This is a genomic window from Mesorhizobium sp. CNPSo 4670 (genome assembly GCF_057784235.1).
In genome coordinates, this window is the sequence record NZ_JBWJFQ010000009.1 from 1 (window position 1) to 18,620 (window position 18,620).

The window sequence follows — 18,620 nt, forward strand, 5'->3', positions numbered from 1 at the left end:
CGGCGATCGAAAAGACGTCGCGCGCCTGCCCGCCGCCCGGCTGGAACTCGACGGCCGTGCCTTTGGATATGGCGGTTTGCCGGCGCAGGTTCTCGCGGGTGAAGGTGTAGCGGTTGCCGTCGGCTCCGGTGATGAAGCCGAAGCCCTGCTCCTCGTCATAGTGAAGCACTTCGCCGCGCATATCCTGCCCCCTGTCATTCGCGCCCGACCCAGACTGTTCAAAGTTCCAGTAGATCGCAAGGGGCGTGCACGAAAATGGGAGGAACCTTGCGGGAGGATGGCGGGACAGCACCCCCCCCCTCTGGCCTGCCGGCCATCTCCCCCGCAAGGAGGGAGATTGGATGTCGCGACTGCTTGAGCCAATCTTCAACGTCGAAGAAAAAGTGCCGTCGGAGCAAACCGCTGATCTCCCCCCTTGCGGGGGAGATGTCCGGCAGGACAGAGGGGGGTGGGAAGGATCGCTACAGGCCAAGTTTCTTTTCTGCGCCGCCGCATCTTCCTCGCCGTCGTGGCACGGCTCACTAGGCTGGCCGTTTCTTCGCCTTCTTGTGTTTCGGCGCGCCGGTGTTTTCGAACTTCGGCTTGCCCGGCTTTTTGGCCCACGGCTTTGCCTCGAATGCGGCGGGGCGCTGATCAGCCGATGCCGGTGCCGGTGCACGCTTCTCGAATTTGCGCTTCGGCGCGTTAGGGTCGAAAGGCGCCTTGCCGCGATGCGGTTTCTTGTCGGGGCCTGGCGGCTGATAGCCGGCCCGCGACAGATCGGGCGTGGCGTCCAGCCGCTTCACCACGATGTTGTTCTGCAATTTGCGATCGGGACCGATCGCTGCCAGGAAGCGGTCGGCCCAGTCGGCCGCGATCTGCACGAAGGTCTCTTCCGGCTGCATCTTGATGGCGCCGATCTCGCGCTTGCTGATGCTGCCGGCGCGGCAAAGCATCGGGATCAGCCAGCGCGGTTCGGCATTCTGCCGGCGGCCGATCGACAGCGAGAACCAGACGCTGGCGCCGAGATCGTCGCGGCGGCTGGGCGCTTCATCGCGGCGTGCGAAGTTTTCGCCCGCAAGTCTTTCACGCGACGGCGTGAATGGCGCGATTTCCAGGAGATCCTCCGGCGCCGAGCGGCTCGAACGGCACAGGCGCACGAAGGCGGCGGCCACCTGTTCGGCACCATGCTTTTCGAGAAGCTCGCCGATGAAGCCGCGTTCCTCATCCTTCACAGCCTCGCTGAAGGCGGGGTCGGCAAGGATACGCTCATCGTCACGGCGCAGCACGTCGTCGGCCGAGGGCGGGCTGGCCCATGTCGCCTTGAGGCCGGCGTTCTGCAAAAGCCGTTCGGTGCGCTTGCGGGCGCTGTTGGGCACGATCAGCGCGCTGACGCCCTTGCGGCCGGCACGTCCGGTCCGGCCGCTGCGGTGCAGCAGCGTCTCCGGGTTGGTCGGCAGGTCGGCGTGGATCACCAGCTCGAGATTGGGCAGGTCGATGCCGCGCGCCGCGACGTCGGTGGCGATGCAGACCTTGGCGCGGCCGTCGCGCATCGCCTGCAGCGCATGGCTGCGCTCGTTCTGGCTGAGTTCGCCTGAGAGTGCGACGACGGAGAAGTTCCGGTTGTTGAAGCGTGCGGTGAGATGGTTCACGGCGGCGCGGGTGTTGCAGAACACCAGCGCGTTCTTGGCCTCATAAAAGCGCAGCACGTTGATGATGGCGTTCTCGCGGTCGGCCTGGGCAACGCTCAGCGCCCTGTATTCGATGTCCAGATGCTGCTTTTCCTCGCCGGCGGCCGAGATGCGCACGGCATCGCGCTGGTAGCCCTGGGCGAGCGTGGCGATGGAGCGCGGCACGGTGGCCGAGAACATCAGCGTCCGGCGTTCGGCCGGTGCGGCGTCGAGGATGAATTCGAGGTCCTCGCGAAAGCCGAGATCGAGCATCTCGTCGGCTTCGTCCAGCACCACGGCCTTGAGCGCCGACATGTCGAGCGAGTGCCGCGTGATGTGGTCGCGAAGGCGGCCGGGCGTGCCGACAACGATGTGGGCGCCGCGCTCCAGCGCGCGCCGCTCGGTGCGCATGTCCATTCCGCCGACGCAGGACGCCACCGTGGCGCCGGTGAGCTCGTAGAGCCATTCCAGCTCGCGCGTCACCTGCAAGGCCAGCTCGCGTGTCGGCGCCACCGCCAGCGCCAGCGGCGCCGCGGCCTGGGCAAAGCGCTCCGCGTCGCCCAGCAGGGTCGGCGCCAAGGCGAGGCCGAAGGCCACGGTCTTGCCGGAGCCGGTCTGCGCCGACACCAGCGCATCGGCCTGCCCCAGTTCGGGCGCCAGGACCGCCTTTTGCACCGGCGTCAGTTCGGAATAGCCGCGCTTTTCCAGCGCCCTGGCAAGCGCTGGGACAATAGCTTCGAAGTTGGACATCTCACTCTTTCGGAATTCGGATTCTTTTATGCCCGTCAATGGGTCATCCGTCGGCGAACGCCATCTGACAGCGCCACGAGCCGAACGATCCTGCCGTTCGTACTTCGCGCAGCCGCCATTGTACAGGGCACGTGGGAAAGCGCCCGTCGCTCGGCAATTGACTCTTGACGCAAACCGCGTAAAAGCCGGCACCGAACAGGACAGTTTCGATGCGCGGCCTTTTGATGGCGGTTCTTGCATTCGATTTCCCTGGCCACAATGCACATCATTGGGCCGGGCGCGTTGTCGTGTCTTCTCGTTCCAGCAAAACCGTGTTCTTGGCCAAAACTGGCAAAACCACCACCAAAACGGTGTGATTCCCTTGGCCTAACCACCCTCTCCCGGGTCCGGCCCGGGGGACGGAACCCGCTTCGGCCGGCGGGTTTTCTCCAAAAACCGAGCGGAGAGGGACAGGAGATCTTTATGAGTTTCAAGGTTGCGATCGTCGGCGCCACGGGCAATGTGGGCCGGGAAATGCTCAACATACTGGAAGAGCGCGGCTTTCCAGTGAGCGAAGTTGTGGCGCTGGCCTCGCGGCGCAGCCAGGGCACCGAAGTGTCGTTCGGCGACCGCACGCTGAAGGTCAGGGCGCTCGACCAGTATGATTTTTCCGACACCGACATCTGCATCATGTCGGCCGGCGGCAACGTCTCCAAGGAATGGTCGCCGAAGATCGGCAAGCAGGGCTGCGTCGTCATCGATAATTCGTCAGCCTTCCGCTATGACCAGGACGTGCCGCTGATCGTCCCGGAAGTAAACCCGGACGCGATCTCGCTGTTCACGCGCAAGAACATCATCGCCAACCCGAACTGCTCGACGGCGCAGCTGGTGGTGGCGCTGAAGCCGCTGCATGATTTCGCCACCATCAAGCGCGTCGTCGTCGCCACCTACCAGTCGGTGTCGGGCGCCGGCAAGGAAGGCATGGACGAGCTGTTCACGCAGACCCGCGCCGTGTTCGTCGCCGACCAGGTCGACGTCAAGAAGTTCACCAAGCGCATCGCCTTCAACGTCATTCCGCATATCGACGTCTTCCTCGACGACGGCTTCACCAAGGAAGAGTGGAAGATGGTCGCCGAGACCAAGAAGATGCTCGACCCCAAGATCAAGCTGACGGCGACCTGCGTGCGCGTGCCGGTGTTCATCGGCCATTCGGAAGCGGTCAACATCGAGTTCGAGAAGCCGATCACCGCTGACGAGGCGCGCGATATCCTGCGCGAGGCGCCGGGCTGCCAGGTCTTGGACAAGCGCGAGGACGGCGGCTACATCACGCCGCTGGAATCGGCCGGCGAGGACGCCACCTTCATCTCGCGCATCCGCGAGGATTCAACCATCGACAACGGCCTGTCGATGTGGATCGTCTCCGACAATCTGCGCAAGGGCGCGGCACTCAACGCGGTGCAGATCGCCGAGCTGCTCGTCGAGCGCGGCCTGATCCAGCCGAAGAAGAAGGCGGCTTGATTCTCGCTCACCGGCCGCACCGCCGCTGACGCGGCTGGCCCTCCGCGGGGGCGCCGGAAAGCCGGCGGCCCGCGGTCGCGGGCTCGGCCTTTGGCCGGGGCGCTTCTTCCTTCTCCCCTTGTGGGAGAAGGTGGATCGGCGCGTAGCGCCGAGACGAGTGAGACGTTGGCGTTCCCTTCATGACTAACACTCGGCACCAACAACGAGGAAGGCCTGCCAGACATCCTCTTTGTCCGCAGGCGTTGATTCAGCCGGCGCTGTCCTTAGCCAGCTGGCGCAGCAAATCCAGTGCCTCGTCCGCCCGGTTGGCGGGGACGAACAGATGGTCGTGGTAGAAAGCCGAGACCGGATTGACGCCCATGCCGGCGGCGGCCAGCCGCGTGGTGATGGCGGCGAGGAAGCCGACGGCTTCCAGCGACGAATGGATGTTGAGCGTTACCATTCGGCAGCGGAAGGAAGCTGTCAGCCCCGCAGCGCTTGCCGCGCCCTCAGGTACGATCAGCGTCACGCCCTCGCGCTCGCGAAAGATCATCACCGGTTCGAGGCCCTCCGGCTGAGCAACGCCAGGCGCCAGCGTGGCGAAGACGTAGGTGCCGGCAAGCAGCTCCGGCGTCATCGATGCCAGCAGGGTCTTCAGATCGGTCACGCCGGCCATTTTTTCCTCTCTCGACTGATGCGGGGCGCAGGCTACTCAATATCTGCCGCTGAGGGATGCCGATAGTCCGCAGACTGCACGCGCGACATGGCGATGTCGTTGACGGCTGAGCTTGCCGGCCTGTTGCCTCGCACAATAGAGGAACTGAGGGCCGAAGCCGGTCCGTGAAAAGGTCCTTCGATGATCGTTCGCCCGCGCCCCACCTTCCTGCAGCTGTTCTTCGTCATGCGCGGTTCGGTGGTGCCACGCATCCTGCCGCAGATCCTGGGTTTTGCGGTTTATTCCGCGGTCATCCTTGCCGTGGCGCGCCAGTTCCATCTCGATTTCAGCGTCTTCAACATCACGCCTTTCGGGTTGGTTGGCGTCACGCTGTCGATCTATCTGTCGTTCCGCAACAACGCCGCCTACGACCGCTGGTGGGAGGCGCGCAAGCTGTGGGGCACGCTGGTCTTCGAAATCCGCAATCTGGCGCGCGCCACCACCAGCCTCATCGCCGATCCGGCCGAACAGCGCGCCCTGCTGATGGAGGCGCTCGCCTTCTGTCATTTCCTGCGCGGGCAATTGCGCAAGATCGACAGTATGAAAGACGCCCGTGCCTTCATTGCTGCCGAGGCCGACACGGCTGCGAATTTCGCCAACCCTGCGGACGAGATGGTCAGGCGCATGGGCCGGCGCGCCAACGCGCAGCGCCGGGCACGCGAAGTCGATCCGATCGGATTCCGCATCCTCGATGAAAGGCTGGCATCGATCACTGCCATTCAGGCGGGCTGCGAACGCATCGCCGGCACGCCCTTGCCCTTCGCCTATACGCTATTGGTGCATCGCACGGCCTACATCGTCTGCCTGCTTCTACCCATCGGCTTGATCTCGACCACCGGCTGGGCAACGCCGCTGTTCACGGCGCTGATCGCCTACACCTTCTTCGGCCTCGACGCGCTCTCGGAAGAACTCGAGGATCCGTTCGGCACCGAGGCCAACGACCTCGCCCTCGACGGCCTCTGCCGCGTCTGCGAAATCTCGGTGTTCGAGGCGCTGGGCGAAACGCCGCCGAAAATGCTGCCGGCCGAGAAGTTTTATTTTTCGTAGGTGCTCGACACAGGGTTCTGTCGGCCGCCGCGATGTGGAAACGCGAACGCTGGCGAAGGATCGCGCCAGAACGGCTTTGCCGTCACCGCGCCAAAAAGAATTTGCCCCCTGTCGGATCGAGGCCTCATGCCGCGTCCTTGTTTCGACCCCAGTGAAAAGGGCTCGAAACATCAGGAGGGAACACCATGAGCATTTCCGAAACCGCGCCTGTCTCGGCGGGCGCCCTGTGGACCGGGCGCGCCCTCAGCGGCGTCATCGTGCTGTTCATGATCTTCGACGGTGTCATCAAACTGCCGCCGCTCGACATCGTCACGCAGACGATGGTGCCGCTCGGCTGGCCGGCAGACGTCAATGTCGCACGCATGCTCGGCGTCATCGGCTTGATCTCGACCGCGCTCTACGCGCTGCCGCGCACCTCGGTGCTCGGCGCCATCCTGCTCACCGCCTATATGGGCGGCGCTATCGCCACCAATGTGCGTGTCGACAACCCGCTGTTCTCGCACACGCTGTTCGGCGTCTATCTCGGCGTCATCCTGTGGGGTGGCCTGTACCTGCGCGACCCCCGGGTGCGCGCACTGATCCCGTTCAGCCGATAGCACCAAGGAGAAAAAAATGTTCAGCACCATCCTCATTATCCTGCTCATCATCATCGCCGCCGTGCTCATCTATGCGGCAACACGGCCGAACGATTTCGTCACCACCCGCACGGCCAACATCAAGGCCCCGCCGGAAGCGATCTTTCCGCTGATCAACGATTTCAGCCGCTGGCCGACATGGTCGCCTTACGAAAAACTCGACCCGCAGATGAAGCGCACGCTCTCCGGCCCGACAAGTGGCAAGGGCGCGGCCTATGCCTGGGAAGGCAATGCCAAGGCCGGCAAGGGACGCATGGAGATCACGAATTCGGTGCCGTCCTCGCTGGTGTCGCTCAAGCTCGATTTCGAGAAGCCGTTCAGGGCCAGCAACAGCGTCGATTTCACCCTGGCGCCGTCCGGCGACAACACCACCGTCAGCTGGGCGATGCGTGGCAGCCGGCCCTTCATCGCCAAGCTGATGGGCCTGTTCATGAACTTCGACACGCTGATCGGCAAGGATTTCGAGGCTGGCCTCGCCAATCTGAAGCGCCTTGGCGAAAAATAGACCTGGGCGGCAGCGTTCAAACAAAAACGGCGGGCACAGGCCCGCCGTTTTCGTAAATGCGATACGGCAATATTACTCGGCGGTGGCGGCTTCCGCCTCGGCTGGTGCGGCAGCAGCGGCCGCGACAGCAGCAGCGGCGTCTTCCTGCGCCTTCTTCAGCAGAGCAGCCCGTTCCTGCGCCTTCTTGCCCGGCTCGGCCTTCTTCGGGTTGGAGCGAGCGTCGCGCTTGGCAATGCCGGCCTCGTCGAGGAAGCGCAGCACGCGGTCGGTCGGCTGGGCGCCGTGCGACAGCCAGTGCTTGACGCGGTCGGCGTCGACCTTGACGCGCTCGCCGTCCTTGGGCAGCAGCGGGTTCCACGAGCCAAGCGACTCGATGAAACGGCCGTCGCGCGGCGAACGGGCGTCGGCGACGACGACATGGTAGTAAGGACGCTTCTTCGAGCCCGCGCGGGCCAGTCGGATCTTCAAGGGCATTTCTTTTCTCCTAAAAAATTCTGATTTCGTTGGGTTTCAGTTGGTTTTGGTCACACCGTTGGAAGCGGCGATCTGTTCGTGGTGGCGGATCACTTCGCGGACGACGAAGTTGAGGAATTTTTCCGCGAAATCCGGGTCGAGATGCGCGTCCTTCGCCAGCTGGCGAAGGCGGGCGATCTGCTGTTGCTCGCGTGCCGGGTCGGCCGGCGGCAAGCCATGCGTCGCCTTCAGCACGCCGACCGCCTTGGTGCAGCGGAAGCGCTCGGCCAGCATGTGGATGAGTGCGGCATCGATGTTATCGATCGAGGCGCGATAGTCGGCCAGGATGGTGCGTGCGTCGGCCATGTCCTTTTCTTCGTTCATCGCGTCCTCACTTCTTCTTGCCAAGGCCGGGCAGTCCGCCGCGGCCCATGCCGGGAAGCCCCGGAAGCTTCATGCCGCCGGGCAGACCAGGCAGGCCACCGCCGCCGGGAAGACCGCCGGGCAGGCCCTTCATGCCGCCAAGGCCGGCGGCCTGCGCCTGCTTCTGCAAGGCTTCGAGCTGCTTGGGATCCATCTTCGACAGGTCGGGCATGCCGCCGCCCATGCCGCCCATACCCGGCATCATGCCGCCGAGGCCCATCTTGGAGGCAAGGCCGCCCATCATGCCGCGCATCAGGCCGCCGCCTTTGCCCTTGCCGCCCATCGCCTTCATCATGTCGGCCATGCCGCGATGCATCTTTAGGAGCTTGTTGATCTCTGCAGCGTCGGTGCCGGAACCGGCGGCGATGCGCTTCTTGCGCGAGTGCTTGAGAATATCGGGGTTGGCGCGCTCGGCCTTGGTCATCGACGAGATGATGGCGAGCTGGCGGCCGAACATCTTGTCGTCGAGACCGGCGGCGGCCATCTGGTCCTTCATCTTGCCCATGCCGGGCATCATGCCCATGATGCCGCCCATGCCGCCCATCTTCGACATCTGCTGAAGCTGGCCGGCAAGGTCGTTCAGGTCGAACTTGCCCGACTGCATCTTCTTGGCCATCGCCGCCGCCTGCTCGGCGTCGATGTTCTCGGCTGCTTTTTCGACAAGCGAGACAATGTCGCCCATGCCGAGGATGCGGTCGGCGATGCGCTTGGGGTGGAATTCCTCCAGCCCGTCCATCTTTTCGCCGGTGCCAATCAGCTTGATCGGCTTGCCGGTGACGGCACGCATGGAAAGGGCGGCACCGCCACGGCCGTCGCCGTCCATGCGGGTCAGCACCAGGCCGGTGATGCCGACGCGCTCGTCGAAGCTCTTGGCCAGGTTGACGGCGTCCTGGCCGGTCAGCGAGTCGGCGACCAGCAGGATTTCGTGCGGGTTCGACACCTTCTTGATGTCGGCCATCTCGACCATCAGCGGCTCGTCGATATGGGTCCGGCCTGCGGTGTCGAGAATGACGATGTCATGGCCGCCGAGCTTGGCCGCCTGGACGGCGCGTCGGGCGATGTCGACCGGCGACTGGCCCTCGATGATCGGCAGCGTCGCCACCTTGACCTGCTCGCCGAGCTGGCGGAGCTGCTCCTGCGCGGCGGGGCGGCGCGTGTCGAGCGAGGCCATCAGAACCTTCTTGTGCTGGCGCTCGGAAAGGCGCTTGGCGATCTTGGCCGACGTGGTCGTCTTGCCGGAGCCCTGCAGGCCGACCATCATGATGACGACCGGGGCCGGCGCATTGAGGTCGATGGCGACGCCCTCGGCGCCGAGCATCTCGACCAGCTCGTCATGGACGATTTTGACGACCATTTGGCCGGGCTTGATCGACTTGACCACGGCGGCGCCGACGGCCTTCTCGCGCACCTTGTCGGTAAAGGAGCGCACCACTTCCAGCGCCACGTCGGCTTCGAGCAACGCACGGCGCACTTCGCGCAGCGCGGCCGAGACATCAGCCTCCGACAGCGCGCCGCGGCCGGTCAGGCCGTTCAGGATGGAGCCAAGGCGCTCTTGCAGCGATTCAAACATCTTGCGTCCTTCGATCTCGGTTCATTCGACCCGAGAGGTAATGCGTTCGCGCCAAGTGTCCAAGCAAAAGCCAAAACCAAAAAGCACCCGGGGGCGCTCAGCGCTGCCGGGTGTTGGCCTCCAGGATCGATTTACAGCACTTCACCTCAAAGAGGCTTCGGCGTCCTGGTCGGCTTGCTCGGAGGGATACTCGTCGCGGAATTCGGGGCGTGTAGACAGGAAATCGGCGGCAGAGTCAAGACAAGGGTCGCGCCGGTAGGGTCTCAGTTTAAGATTTGACGCGATTGGACATGGCTCAGCAGCGAATTGACATAGGGCTCCATCTCCGGCCTTCGCGCAGTGGACAAGACGCTTGCCCAGATATCTTGCGGGTCGAGGCCGGATGCAATCATGCCCGGCGCATTATGAAACGCGTCCGCGAGCATACGGGCCTTGTCCAGGTTATCGGTCGCGCGAATTTCGATGAGGACAAGGTGCAAAATCCTCAGGATAGTTTCGCTGGTGACGGGCCTAGGATCAATCAAATTGAAGTAGCTTCCTTTTTTGCAAGCGCTCGCGCGTTCCCGGCATCTGTGCGAGGGCGTCTGTCAGCTCGTCTCCGGGAGCTCGGCGGCAATCCTCAGCGGCGAGCGAGGATGCAGCAGCAACGCAACCGTCAGCAGGCTGCAGGCGATGCCGATCAAGGCGATGAGGATTGCATCCGACACCATCCAGCCCGGCCCTTCGAGCGGCTTGGCGCTGAACAAGGCGAAGGAATTGTAACTCTGCTGGTGCGAGATCAGCAGGAAGCCGCTCAGATTGTTGCCGAGATGGGCGCCGAAGGCAGCCCCGAGATTACCGGTGGCATAGACCACAAGCGTCAAAAGCAGCGCGAAAGCGGCGACCGAGGCCAGCACGCAGGCGTTGATGGCGGCCGAGGCGCTGTTGCTCCAATGCAGCGAGGTGAACAGCAGGGCCGGCAGCAGTGCCCAGATGAACGGGCTCTTGAACCGGCTGGCGAGACCGCGCAGCAGATAGCCGCGAAACAGCACCTCTTCCGAAGACGTCTGCAGCAAGGTGAGCGCGACGATCGGGATCAGGAACAGCAGCCAGGACGACAGGCTGATCGGGCCGCGCGCAATCTCGGGCTGCAGAAGATAAAGCAGGATTTCGGATAGAAACGAGGTGATCAGCACGGCAATCAGCCCCTTGAGGAAGCCCGACCGCGACACATGACGGCTGTTGCCAATCAGGTCCGACAGCTTCTCGCCATGAACCCAGCGCATGGCGATCCACAGGCCGATCCAGATGCCAGCAAAGGACGCAAGCGCGGTGAGGATGCCGATCGGCGAGGCGAGGAAGTCCTGCATCGCTCAATCGGCTGACAGAGCCGCCGATGCCTGCCAGGTGAAGAACAGATAGGTGCCGCCTAAGAGCACTGCCACGGTCGTTGCGGCCCAAAGCAGGATGACGATCGCCGTTCCCAGGAACAGGCGCGGCAAGGTCGTTCTGGCATTCGGCGAATGCCGGTAGCGTTCGAAGGCGGCAGGGTCGATCACGCGAAATCCTTGGGCAAGTGCTCGGGGGCAAGTGCTTCAGGTCGCATGATCTAGGAGATCGCCGTCTCGCGCGCAATCATGTCCGCTCGGCGCCGACTTCGACGGTTCGCGCGGACCGATCCGACGTGGCGACATGCGAGAGGCGACCGCCGCTGCGCTTCGCAGCGGTCACCTCGCTAACGTCAACGCACCACGTACATGATGCGGCGTGTCGACGGATCGACCAGTGCCGGCTGGCCGTTCACATAGACATAGCGATAGTTGTAGTCCGGAATTTCGCGCAGCTCGACGGTGTCGGGCAAGGTCGCGCCGGTCACCACCTCGCCATCGAGATAGACGGGGTCGAGGCGATGCGCGCCGACATAGGTTCTAACCTCGGTCGGAGGCGGGGGAAAGGCATCATTGAGCGGATCGCTGGCGATGATCGCTCCGGTGTAGTCGGTCGAGTAGCCGTCCGGCGGCGAGACGATCGCGACGCTGGAACCGTGCGGCCGCTGCGTCAGCACCACCCGGCTGCCGCCGAAATCAGCCGTCACATAATCGGAATAGACCCAGCCCTGGCCGCCGGCTTCCGCGATGGTGCACCATTTGCTGTTTTCGATGCAGCCGTTGAGCGTCGCCGACTGGCTGGCGGCGAGCACGCCAATCACCGGATATTGCGGACCGGGGCCGGCGCGCACGTTGAGATCGGTGACGGCGGATACGGCGGTGTCGGCAAACGCGGCGCCCGACATCATCGTCAGCATTCCTGCGACTGCGGGAAACAATACGGATCTCATGGTTTCTCTCCGTTTTCATGGTCCCTTGCCAGCGAAAACGGGGCAGCGGCGCATGCCTTCCCGCTAAAACGCCTGCGCCAACTCACGATTTGTTCCGGCTTCCTTTGGCAAATAGGTCAGAAGTTCGTGAACGAAGGCCAATTTCCGCGCCGTGACATCTGAAATGACGAAGGGGTAGAGGTCGGGCAGGCCCATGCAGCGGTTGATCGAATTGGAGGCTTCCGACAGCACCAGCCAGCGGGCGAGGATCCTTTCGAAAGGCTCAGGTGCTGCGGCAGGCTCCGATGGCGCCGCCTGCAGTCCACCGCCGGTGTCGCCTTGCGGCAAGTCGTTGGCCTCCACCGTCTCCAGCCGGCCGAGCGGGAAGTTCAGCGCATGGACCATTTCCAGCGTGTCGGTGATGTGCAGATGGTGAGCCCAGGTTTCCGCCCAGTCCTCCCAAGGATGCGAAGTTGCATAGGCCGAGATGTGACTTTGCTGCCAGTCGGGTGGCGCGCCGTTGGCATAATAGGTCTTCAGCGCCTGTTCGTAATCGGCGCGTTCGTCGCCGAACAGCGCGCGAAAAGCCTCCAGCCTTTGCGGATCGTCGCGGATCAGGCGATCCCAGTAATAATGGCCGAGTTCGTGGCGGAAATGGCCGAGCAGCGTGCGATAGTTCTCGCCCATCTCGATGCGCCGCCTTTCGCGCTCGGCCGAGTCGGCCTCGGCGACGTTGAGCGTGATCAGGCCATTGTCGTGCCCGGTCAGGATGCGCTCGCCGCCAGGACCGCCGCCGATCGGATCGGCGAGGAAGTCGAAGGCAAGGCCGACCTCGTCGGCAGGGTTCTGCTTGGGCGCGACCGGCAGTCCGAAGGCGAGCAGCGAATAGATGGCGCGCTTCTTCGCCGCCTCGACGCGGATCCAGCGGCGGCGATTGCCGTCGACCGACAGATCGGGGATCAGCTGGTTCAGAACGCAGGCGCGGCAAAAAGCCTGCCCCGGCTCGGCCATCCAGTTGCAGGCGCACTCATCGGCGTTGGTGCACTGGAAGATGCCGTCGACACCCGACAGCGCAAAACGTGCATGCTCGGGATCGTAGAGCACGAGGCTCGAGCAGGTCAGGCACTGGGCGTTCTCGAAATAGAGACGGTGGCCGCAATGCGGGCAGTCGAAGAGTTTCATGTTGGTCTCAAACCTTCAGAGCCAGCATATAGGTGCAAGGCGGCCCGTGCCCAACGCGAGCCGCCGGTCGGTGTTCCACATCGATCGGGCTGTTTGTTCGACGATGAGCGTCCCGAAACCCGGATTCCGCTTCGCTGGCGCGGCCCTTCGGTTCGGGATCATGCCCTATTTCGCCGCAAGCTGGGCCGCCACCTGACTTGCCACCGCCTCGCCCGACAGCCGCGCCCCGCCGCAGGTCTGGATCAGCGGACCGGCGAGGTGCTCGCCGGCGAAGAAGATTTTTTCCGCCACCGGCTGCATCAGCGTCGCACGGGCCAGCGACCGGCCGGGGCGGGCCGCCGCATAGGCGCCGCGCACGAAGCGCTCGCCGCCCCAATTGGTCATCATGGCGCGCGCCACGTGCTTGCGGGTGTCGCTGCCGAAAATGCCGCACAGCCGGTCGACGACGAAGTCGATGCCGGCCGCCTCGCCCGCTGCCGACATCTCCCAGGCGAAGTCGCCGCCGACGAAACCGACCATCAGGTCGAGGTCGAACGGGAAGCACAGGAAATAGATGTCGTGCCGGGCCATGCGCTCGATCAAAAGGTCGTCGAAGGGCTGCAGGCCAAGCCTCGTGCCCCGGATCTCGACCGGCAATTTGGTCAGCATGCCCATCGGCAGGTCGAAAAAGGCGCCAAAATGCGCGTCGGGAAGTGCCGGTGAGAATTCGATCTCCTCAAAGGCAAGCACCGCCGGCGAGGCCGTGACGATGACCGCTTTGGCACGAACGGTGCCGCGATCGGTGACGCAGGCGACGCCTGGCACGTCCCAGAGAATCCTGCGCACCGGCGTCGACAATTCGACCGGCAGGTCGGCGCCGAAACGCGCGACCAGCGCGCCAAAGCCTTCCTTGCTGAAATAATTTGGGTCGAGGTCGGCGGCGGCCTGAAAGTCGAGGATCGAAATCTCGTCCTCGTCGGCGCCGAAATCCATCGGCCCGGCGAAGGTTGCCGCGGCGCGCGGCGCATGGCCCTTGGCGAGCAGCGCCGAAAGCCGGTCGTCGTCGCCCTCCTTGACCTCATGCTTGGCCAACAATTCGAACAGCCGCGCGTCGGCCGCCTTCATCTCGGCCTCCTCGGACTCGCTTGCCTTGCGCTTGCGATAATAGAGATGGTCGACATTCATATCGTGGTGATGCAGCGTCCAGCCGGCCGCCTGGGCTTCTGGAAAATAGGGGTTGCGGTCGGCGGCGTGCAGCCAGGCGCAGCCGATGTCGAAGGGGATGCCGAAATGCTGGTCGCTGGTCCAGGCGCGGCCGCCGATGCGGCCCATCGCTTCGAGCAGCTTGAAGGAGAGGCCGGCTGCCTGCAAGGTCCTGGCCGCGGCCAGACCCGCCGCGCCGGCGCCGATGATCACGACATCAACGTCTTCCATGGCTATTTCGCCCCCGCCACAATATTCACTTGATCGTAGGCAAATTCCCCGGCATTCGCCAGCACTGCAGCAGAGACAGTGACAAGTGCGGGTTTCGCTGGCAAATTCGCAAACGGGACGTGATTCAGGCAATCAGGAGAGAAAAGCATGGCATTACTTGCCAAGGGTAGGATTTTTGTGACCGCGGTGGTGGCGGTGCTTGCGCTGGCGACGGGCGCGCAGGCGGCGGCCAGCTGCGGTAAGACTGGCGCCGGCTTCGAAGCCTGGAAGCCGGAGTTCGCAGCCGAAGCCAGGGCCGAAGGTGTAGGCCCTAAGGGTCTGGCCGCTCTGGCCGGCGCGACCTACGCGACAAGGACGATCTCCGTCGACCGCGGCATTCACAAGGCTTTCAGCGGCTCGGTAGAAGATTTCATGAAGCGCCGTGGCGGCGCCGCGATCATTTCCAAAGGCCGTGCGCTGAAGAAGTCGAACGCGGCGCTGTTCGACAAAATCGAAAGCAACTATGGCGTGTCGCCAGGCGTGCTGCTCGCCATCTGGGGAATGGAGACTGGCTTCGGTTCGGCGATGGGCAACCAGAATACGGTCTCTGCCATTTTGACGCTTGCCTACGATTGCCGCCGCCCGGAATTCTTTTACCCACATGCCATTGCGGCCCTGAAGCTGGTTGATCGCGGTGCGTTGACGGCCTCGTCGGTCGGCGCTGCACATGGCGAGATCGGCCACACGCAGTTCCTGCCCGGAAATGTCTTGAAGTACGGCGTCGGCAGCGGAAACCTGCGCGACAAGGCCACTGCATTGGCTTCCACCGCCAACTTCCTCAAGGGTCATGGCTGGCGGGCCGGTGCGAGCGCGCAGTCGAATATCGGCGCCATTGCCGGCTGGAATTCCGCCAGCGTCTATCAACAGGCCATCGCCCGCATCGCCACGGCGATCGATGGCGATTGAAGAGACGACTCTGTAAAAAATCTCCGTTTTGCAGAAAGCCCGGCCATGTGCCGGGCTTTTTATTTCACGTCGAGCGCGTAGGAGCAGCCGGCCAGCGTCTTGCCCGGGTGTGACTCGACCGTCGAGACGTTGAGTGTGATGCGCGTGGCGAGGCTCACGCCACCGGCGTCCTCGGTGGTTTCGGCAACGACCGCCTCGCCAAGGAATTTGTCCGGCGTCGAGATTGTCGGCGTGACATTGAACTCCTTGGCAAGGTCCGGCGCGGCAATGCCGTCGAGCACCGCCATCGGCCCGGTCGCGGTAAAGACGATGGATCCCGTTTCGCGCCCGAAGACGCGAATTTTGCCCGGCAGTTCATACTGAACGAGGAATGGGTTGCCGGTCGCAACCTCCTTCCAGCCGAGTTTCCCCGCGGCGCTGGGCTCGCCGGCCAGCCACAGGGCAAAACCGTTATAGGCCGGCACGTCCGCCCGGCACTCGATCAACGCCGTAAGGTCCAGCGAGGCTGGATCGAAATCCTCGGCCATGGCCGGCGCCGCCAGAAGGAGTAGCGGCGCCAGGTATCTGCCGAGGCCGTGCACATCCTTGTTTTTGATCGTGTCGTTGTGCCAAAACCGCTGCACACTTTTGGGCGACATGCACCGGCTTATTTATTGCGGCTGCGTGCCGCCAGGGTGCGCAGCCTCAGCGCATTGAGGCGGATGAAGCCGGCGGCGTCCTTCTGGTCGTAGGCGCCGCGGTCGTCCTCGAAGGTGACGAGTGCATCGGAATAAAGCGTCTTCTTCGACTTGCGGCCGGTGACCATGACGTTGCCCTTGTAGAGCTTGAGGCGCACCGTGCCCTCGACGTCTTCCTGGCTCTTGTCGATCATCGCCTGCAGCATCAGCCGCTCGGGCGCGAACCAGAAGCCGTTGTAGATCAGCTCGGCGTAGCGCGGCATGAACTCGTCCTTGAGGTGCGCGGCACCACGGTCGAGCGTGATCGATTCGATGGCGCGGTGGGCTGATATCAGGATGGTGCCGCCGGGAGTCTCGTAGACGCCGCGCGACTTCATGCCGACGAAGCGGTTCTCGACCAGGTCGAGCCGCCCGATGCCGTTGTCGCGGCCGAGATCGTTGAGCGCTGCCAGCATCGTGGCCGGCGACAGTTTCTTGCCGTTGAGCGCGATCGGGTCGCCCTTGAGGAATTCGATCTCGATCTCGGTGACCTTATCCGGCGCATCCATTGGCGAAACGGTACGCTGGTGGACGAATTCCGGCGGCTCGCTCCACGGGTCTTCCAGCACCTTGCCCTCGGAAGACGAATGCAGAAGGTTGGCGTCGACCGAGAACGGCGCGTCGCCCTTCTTGTCCTTCGGCACCGGAATCTGGTGCTGCTCGGCGAAATTGATCAGGTCGGTGCGCGACTTGAACGACCAGTCGCGCCATGGCGCGATGACCTTGATGTCGGGGTTCAGCGCGTAAGCCGAGAGCTCGAAGCGAACCTGGTCGTTGCCCTTGCCGGTGGCGCCATGCGCAATCGCGTCGGCGCCGGTCTCCCTGGCGATCTCGACCAGATGCTTGGAGATCAGCGGCCGAGCGATCGAGGTGCCGAGCAGGTAAGTGCCTTCATAGACGGCGTTGGCGCGGAACATCGGGAAGACGAAATCGGAGACGAACTCCTCGCGCACGTCAACGACGCGGATGTCCTTGATGCCCATCATCTCGGCCTTGCGGCGGGCCGGCTCGAGTTCGCCGCCCTGGCCGAGATCGGCGGTGAAGGTGACGACTTCGGCGCCGAGTTCGGTCTGCAGCCATTTCAGGATGATCGATGTGTCGAGGCCGCCGGAATAGGCGAGCACGACTTTCTTGACGTCTTTTGCTTTTGACATTTGGCGGTTCCGCGATCACGAGTTCTCGGCGGGCGAGGTATCACGCCGTTTCCGGGCTGCGCAAGAGACGAACGCCGAGGACCGTTGGGTCAACGGGATACGATCCGGGGCGCTGGATCAGCCTTTCAGCCGTCCAGTTGCTGGCAGCGATGGTTCGTATTCATTATAGGCTTGCGTGTTCCCGAGCCAAAGGGCCGTCCATGTCGTTCATCCCAGACACCGCCACGCTGATCCAGTTCGCCATCGCCACCGTGATCCTGGCGATCACGCCCGGACCGGACATGACCTTGTTCGTCTCGCGCACGCTGAGCCAGGGCCGCGCCACCGGCTTTGCCTCGATGGCCGGCGCGCTGTGCGGCACGCTGATCCACACCACGCTGGTGGTGGTCGGTGTCTCGGCGCTGATCGTCGCCTCGCCGATGGCCTTCTTCGTGCTGAAGATCTTTGGCGCCGGCTATCTCGTCTTCCTTGCCTGGCAGGCGATCACCAGGGGTTCGGCGTTTTCGCCGGAGAAGAAGACGGGACCTCAGATTTCGCTGTTGCGCAGCTGGGCGGCGGGGCTCGGCGTCAATCTGCTCAACCCCAAGATCATCCTGTTCTTCATGACCTTCCTGCCGCAGTTCGTCTCCGCGCATGACCCGAACGCGCCGGGAAAACTGTTTTTCCTCGGCTCGATGTTCATCGTGTTGTCGATCCCGGTGACCGCGCCGATGGTGCTGGCGGCGGAAAAATTCTCGGCGGCGATGAAGGCCAGCCCACGCGTCACCCGGGTGGTCGACTATCTCTTTGCCGGCGTGTTTTCCGCCTTCGCGCTCAAGATTCTGACGGCCCAGGCGAAGTAGGCGCCTTCTCATCCTTCAACCACCAGCTACCGGCCCAGCGCCCGGCGCTGAGCCAGTAGAAGATGCCGCCGACCATGCCGCCGCCGATCACCGCCAGGATGGCGCTGGTCTCCCGGACCGCGAAAGCCGAATCACGGGCATTGTCGACCAGGCCGAGGAAAACGCCGGCGACCACCGCGCCCGCCAGCGCATAGAACAGCCAGTCGCGCCGGCCGAGGATTTCGGCGAGCAGAATGACGATCGCCGCCGGCATGAAGGCGAAATAGGCGACGAACAGAGCGACGAAGGGAATTGAGAAATACAGCGAGGCGGTTGCCGTCGGGTGCGCTTGCTCCGGCACGTAGCCAAGCGAGGCCAGGAACAGGATGTTGAGGAAGGCGCTCGCCGCCAGCGAGGCCACCGCATAGCCGAACAGGATGACAGCGAAACGAACGAGGTAAGCAATGAGGCGGCTCATCCCAGATCCCGGCGTGCGAGGTGACCGGACTTACGCCCGGCCAGAAGCCAGTAGACCGAACCGGCGGCAATGCCGGCCGTGGCCAGAAAACCGAGATAGCCCGGATTGAAAACAAAGCTTCCGGCCGAGCGCGGGATGGAAACACCAAAGGCGGTGGAGGTTACCGCACCCGTGGCTGCAAAATAGAACCATCCTCGAAGCGACAGCCGTTCGGCGACAAAGATCGCCGGGCCGACGATCAACAGCGCGCCGACCATCACCGTCAATACGGCAAGCGGGAATGAGCCCAACCAGTCGAATGCGAAAATGATCGACCAGTTGCCGTCTTCTATGCCTTCCAGAAGAGCGATCAGCAGGACGGGCACCAGGATCGAGGTCAATACGGCGAAGAG

General features: G+C 63.7%; 21 protein-coding genes and 1 pseudogene. 7 read left to right on the forward strand and 15 right to left on the reverse strand.

Going from position 1 to position 18,620, the window contains the following annotated elements:
* Together AC0ZT5_RS16345 and AC0ZT5_RS16350 are read right to left on the reverse strand one after the other, a co-directional pair.
* Positions 1-181, reverse strand: a pseudogene (locus tag AC0ZT5_RS16345) (DUF805 domain-containing protein); the annotation flags it as partial.
* 340 nt (positions 182-521) lie between these two features.
* On the reverse strand, positions 522-2,399 hold the full coding sequence (locus AC0ZT5_RS16350) for a DEAD/DEAH box helicase (protein ID WP_488497269.1): 1,878 nt from the start codon (positions 2,397-2,399) through the stop codon (positions 522-524).
* A gap of 209 nt (positions 2,400-2,608) precedes the next feature.
* On the opposite strand from AC0ZT5_RS16350, the gene AC0ZT5_RS16355 reads away from it, so the two are divergent.
* Entirely contained in the window at positions 2,609-2,755 is a 147-nt protein-coding gene (locus AC0ZT5_RS16355) for a hypothetical protein (protein WP_488497270.1), read from the forward strand.
* A gap of 106 nt (positions 2,756-2,861) precedes the next feature.
* The gene (locus AC0ZT5_RS16360) at positions 2,862-3,896 is read left to right on the forward strand and encodes an aspartate-semialdehyde dehydrogenase (protein ID WP_379025943.1); all 1,035 of its coding nucleotides are present in this window, start codon (positions 2,862-2,864) and stop codon (positions 3,894-3,896) included.
* Between the two features lie 247 nt (positions 3,897-4,143).
* Here AC0ZT5_RS16360 and AC0ZT5_RS16365 read toward each other — a convergent pair whose 3' ends face one another.
* Positions 4,144-4,551, reverse strand: a complete 408-nt coding sequence (locus AC0ZT5_RS16365) for an ACT domain-containing protein (RefSeq protein WP_488497271.1) — start codon at positions 4,549-4,551, stop codon at positions 4,144-4,146.
* 180 nt (positions 4,552-4,731) lie between these two features.
* On the opposite strand from AC0ZT5_RS16365, the gene AC0ZT5_RS16370 reads away from it, so the two are divergent.
* The 3 genes from AC0ZT5_RS16370 (at position 4,732) to AC0ZT5_RS16380 (ending at position 6,777) form a co-directional block, all read left to right on the forward strand.
* Positions 4,732-5,637 carry a bestrophin family protein gene (locus AC0ZT5_RS16370; protein ID WP_488497272.1) on the forward strand — a complete coding sequence of 302 codons (906 nt, stop codon included), beginning with the start codon at positions 4,732-4,734 and terminating at the stop codon, positions 5,635-5,637.
* Between the two features lie 185 nt (positions 5,638-5,822).
* Positions 5,823-6,233, forward strand: a complete 411-nt coding sequence (locus AC0ZT5_RS16375) for a DoxX family protein (RefSeq protein WP_488497273.1) — start codon at positions 5,823-5,825, stop codon at positions 6,231-6,233.
* Between the two features lie 16 nt (positions 6,234-6,249).
* Positions 6,250-6,777, forward strand: a complete 528-nt coding sequence (locus AC0ZT5_RS16380) for an SRPBCC family protein (RefSeq protein WP_488497274.1) — start codon at positions 6,250-6,252, stop codon at positions 6,775-6,777.
* Between the two features lie 72 nt (positions 6,778-6,849).
* Here AC0ZT5_RS16380 and rpsP read toward each other — a convergent pair whose 3' ends face one another.
* From rpsP to AC0ZT5_RS16420, 8 genes are all read right to left on the reverse strand, one after another.
* Entirely contained in the window at positions 6,850-7,251 is a 402-nt protein-coding gene (rpsP, locus tag AC0ZT5_RS16385; protein WP_184872646.1) for a 30S ribosomal protein S16, read from the reverse strand.
* Between the two features lie 36 nt (positions 7,252-7,287).
* Positions 7,288-7,614 (reverse strand): chorismate mutase, encoded by a 327-nt coding sequence (locus AC0ZT5_RS16390; RefSeq protein WP_056585656.1) that lies wholly within the window; start codon positions 7,612-7,614, stop codon positions 7,288-7,290.
* Positions 7,615-7,621: 7 nt separating this feature from the next.
* Positions 7,622-9,223, reverse strand: a complete 1,602-nt coding sequence (ffh, locus tag AC0ZT5_RS16395) for a signal recognition particle protein (protein WP_488497275.1) — start codon at positions 9,221-9,223, stop codon at positions 7,622-7,624.
* A 587-nt stretch (positions 9,224-9,810) separates the two neighbouring features.
* Positions 9,811-10,572, reverse strand: coding sequence for a CPBP family intramembrane glutamic endopeptidase (locus AC0ZT5_RS16400; protein WP_488497276.1), 762 nt, complete (start codon positions 10,570-10,572; stop codon positions 9,811-9,813).
* Positions 10,573-10,575: 3 nt separating this feature from the next.
* Positions 10,576-10,761 (reverse strand): hypothetical protein, encoded by a 186-nt coding sequence (locus tag AC0ZT5_RS16405; RefSeq protein WP_488497277.1) that lies wholly within the window; start codon positions 10,759-10,761, stop codon positions 10,576-10,578.
* 182 nt (positions 10,762-10,943) lie between these two features.
* A complete protein-coding gene (locus AC0ZT5_RS16410; RefSeq protein ID WP_488497278.1) occupies positions 10,944-11,540 on the reverse strand; it encodes a DUF1236 domain-containing protein in 597 nt (198 codons plus the stop codon).
* A 63-nt stretch (positions 11,541-11,603) separates the two neighbouring features.
* Positions 11,604-12,701, reverse strand: a complete 1,098-nt coding sequence (locus AC0ZT5_RS16415; protein WP_488497279.1) for a zinc-binding metallopeptidase family protein — start codon at positions 12,699-12,701, stop codon at positions 11,604-11,606.
* A 165-nt stretch (positions 12,702-12,866) separates the two neighbouring features.
* Positions 12,867-14,114, reverse strand: coding sequence for a flavin monoamine oxidase family protein (locus AC0ZT5_RS16420; RefSeq protein WP_488497280.1), 1,248 nt, complete (start codon positions 14,112-14,114; stop codon positions 12,867-12,869).
* Between the two features lie 147 nt (positions 14,115-14,261).
* On the opposite strand from AC0ZT5_RS16420, the gene AC0ZT5_RS16425 reads away from it, so the two are divergent.
* Positions 14,262-15,059 (forward strand): lytic murein transglycosylase, encoded by a 798-nt coding sequence (locus AC0ZT5_RS16425; protein WP_488497281.1) that lies wholly within the window; start codon positions 14,262-14,264, stop codon positions 15,057-15,059.
* 59 nt (positions 15,060-15,118) lie between these two features.
* Here AC0ZT5_RS16425 and AC0ZT5_RS16430 read toward each other — a convergent pair whose 3' ends face one another.
* The gene (locus tag AC0ZT5_RS16430; protein WP_488497282.1) at positions 15,119-15,697 is read right to left on the reverse strand and encodes a hypothetical protein; all 579 of its coding nucleotides are present in this window, start codon (positions 15,695-15,697) and stop codon (positions 15,119-15,121) included.
* 8 nt (positions 15,698-15,705) lie between these two features.
* A complete protein-coding gene (locus AC0ZT5_RS16435; RefSeq protein WP_488497283.1) occupies positions 15,706-16,929 on the reverse strand; it encodes an argininosuccinate synthase in 1,224 nt (407 codons plus the stop codon).
* A gap of 200 nt (positions 16,930-17,129) precedes the next feature.
* On the opposite strand from AC0ZT5_RS16435, the gene AC0ZT5_RS16440 reads away from it, so the two are divergent.
* The gene (locus AC0ZT5_RS16440; RefSeq protein ID WP_477284371.1) at positions 17,130-17,771 is read left to right on the forward strand and encodes a LysE family translocator; all 642 of its coding nucleotides are present in this window, start codon (positions 17,130-17,132) and stop codon (positions 17,769-17,771) included.
* On the opposite strand, the gene AC0ZT5_RS16445 is transcribed toward AC0ZT5_RS16440, so the two are convergent.
* Both AC0ZT5_RS16445 and AC0ZT5_RS16450 read right to left on the reverse strand, forming a co-directional pair.
* Positions 17,743-18,228, reverse strand: a complete 486-nt coding sequence (locus AC0ZT5_RS16445; protein WP_488497284.1) for a hypothetical protein — start codon at positions 18,226-18,228, stop codon at positions 17,743-17,745. The two genes, AC0ZT5_RS16440 and AC0ZT5_RS16445, sit on opposite strands and share 29 nt — an antisense overlap.
* The gene (locus AC0ZT5_RS16450) at positions 18,225-18,608 is read right to left on the reverse strand and encodes a hypothetical protein (RefSeq protein ID WP_488497285.1); all 384 of its coding nucleotides are present in this window, start codon (positions 18,606-18,608) and stop codon (positions 18,225-18,227) included. Before AC0ZT5_RS16450 ends, AC0ZT5_RS16445 begins: the two co-directional genes overlap by 4 nt.
* Between the last annotated feature and the right edge of the window lie 12 nt (positions 18,609-18,620).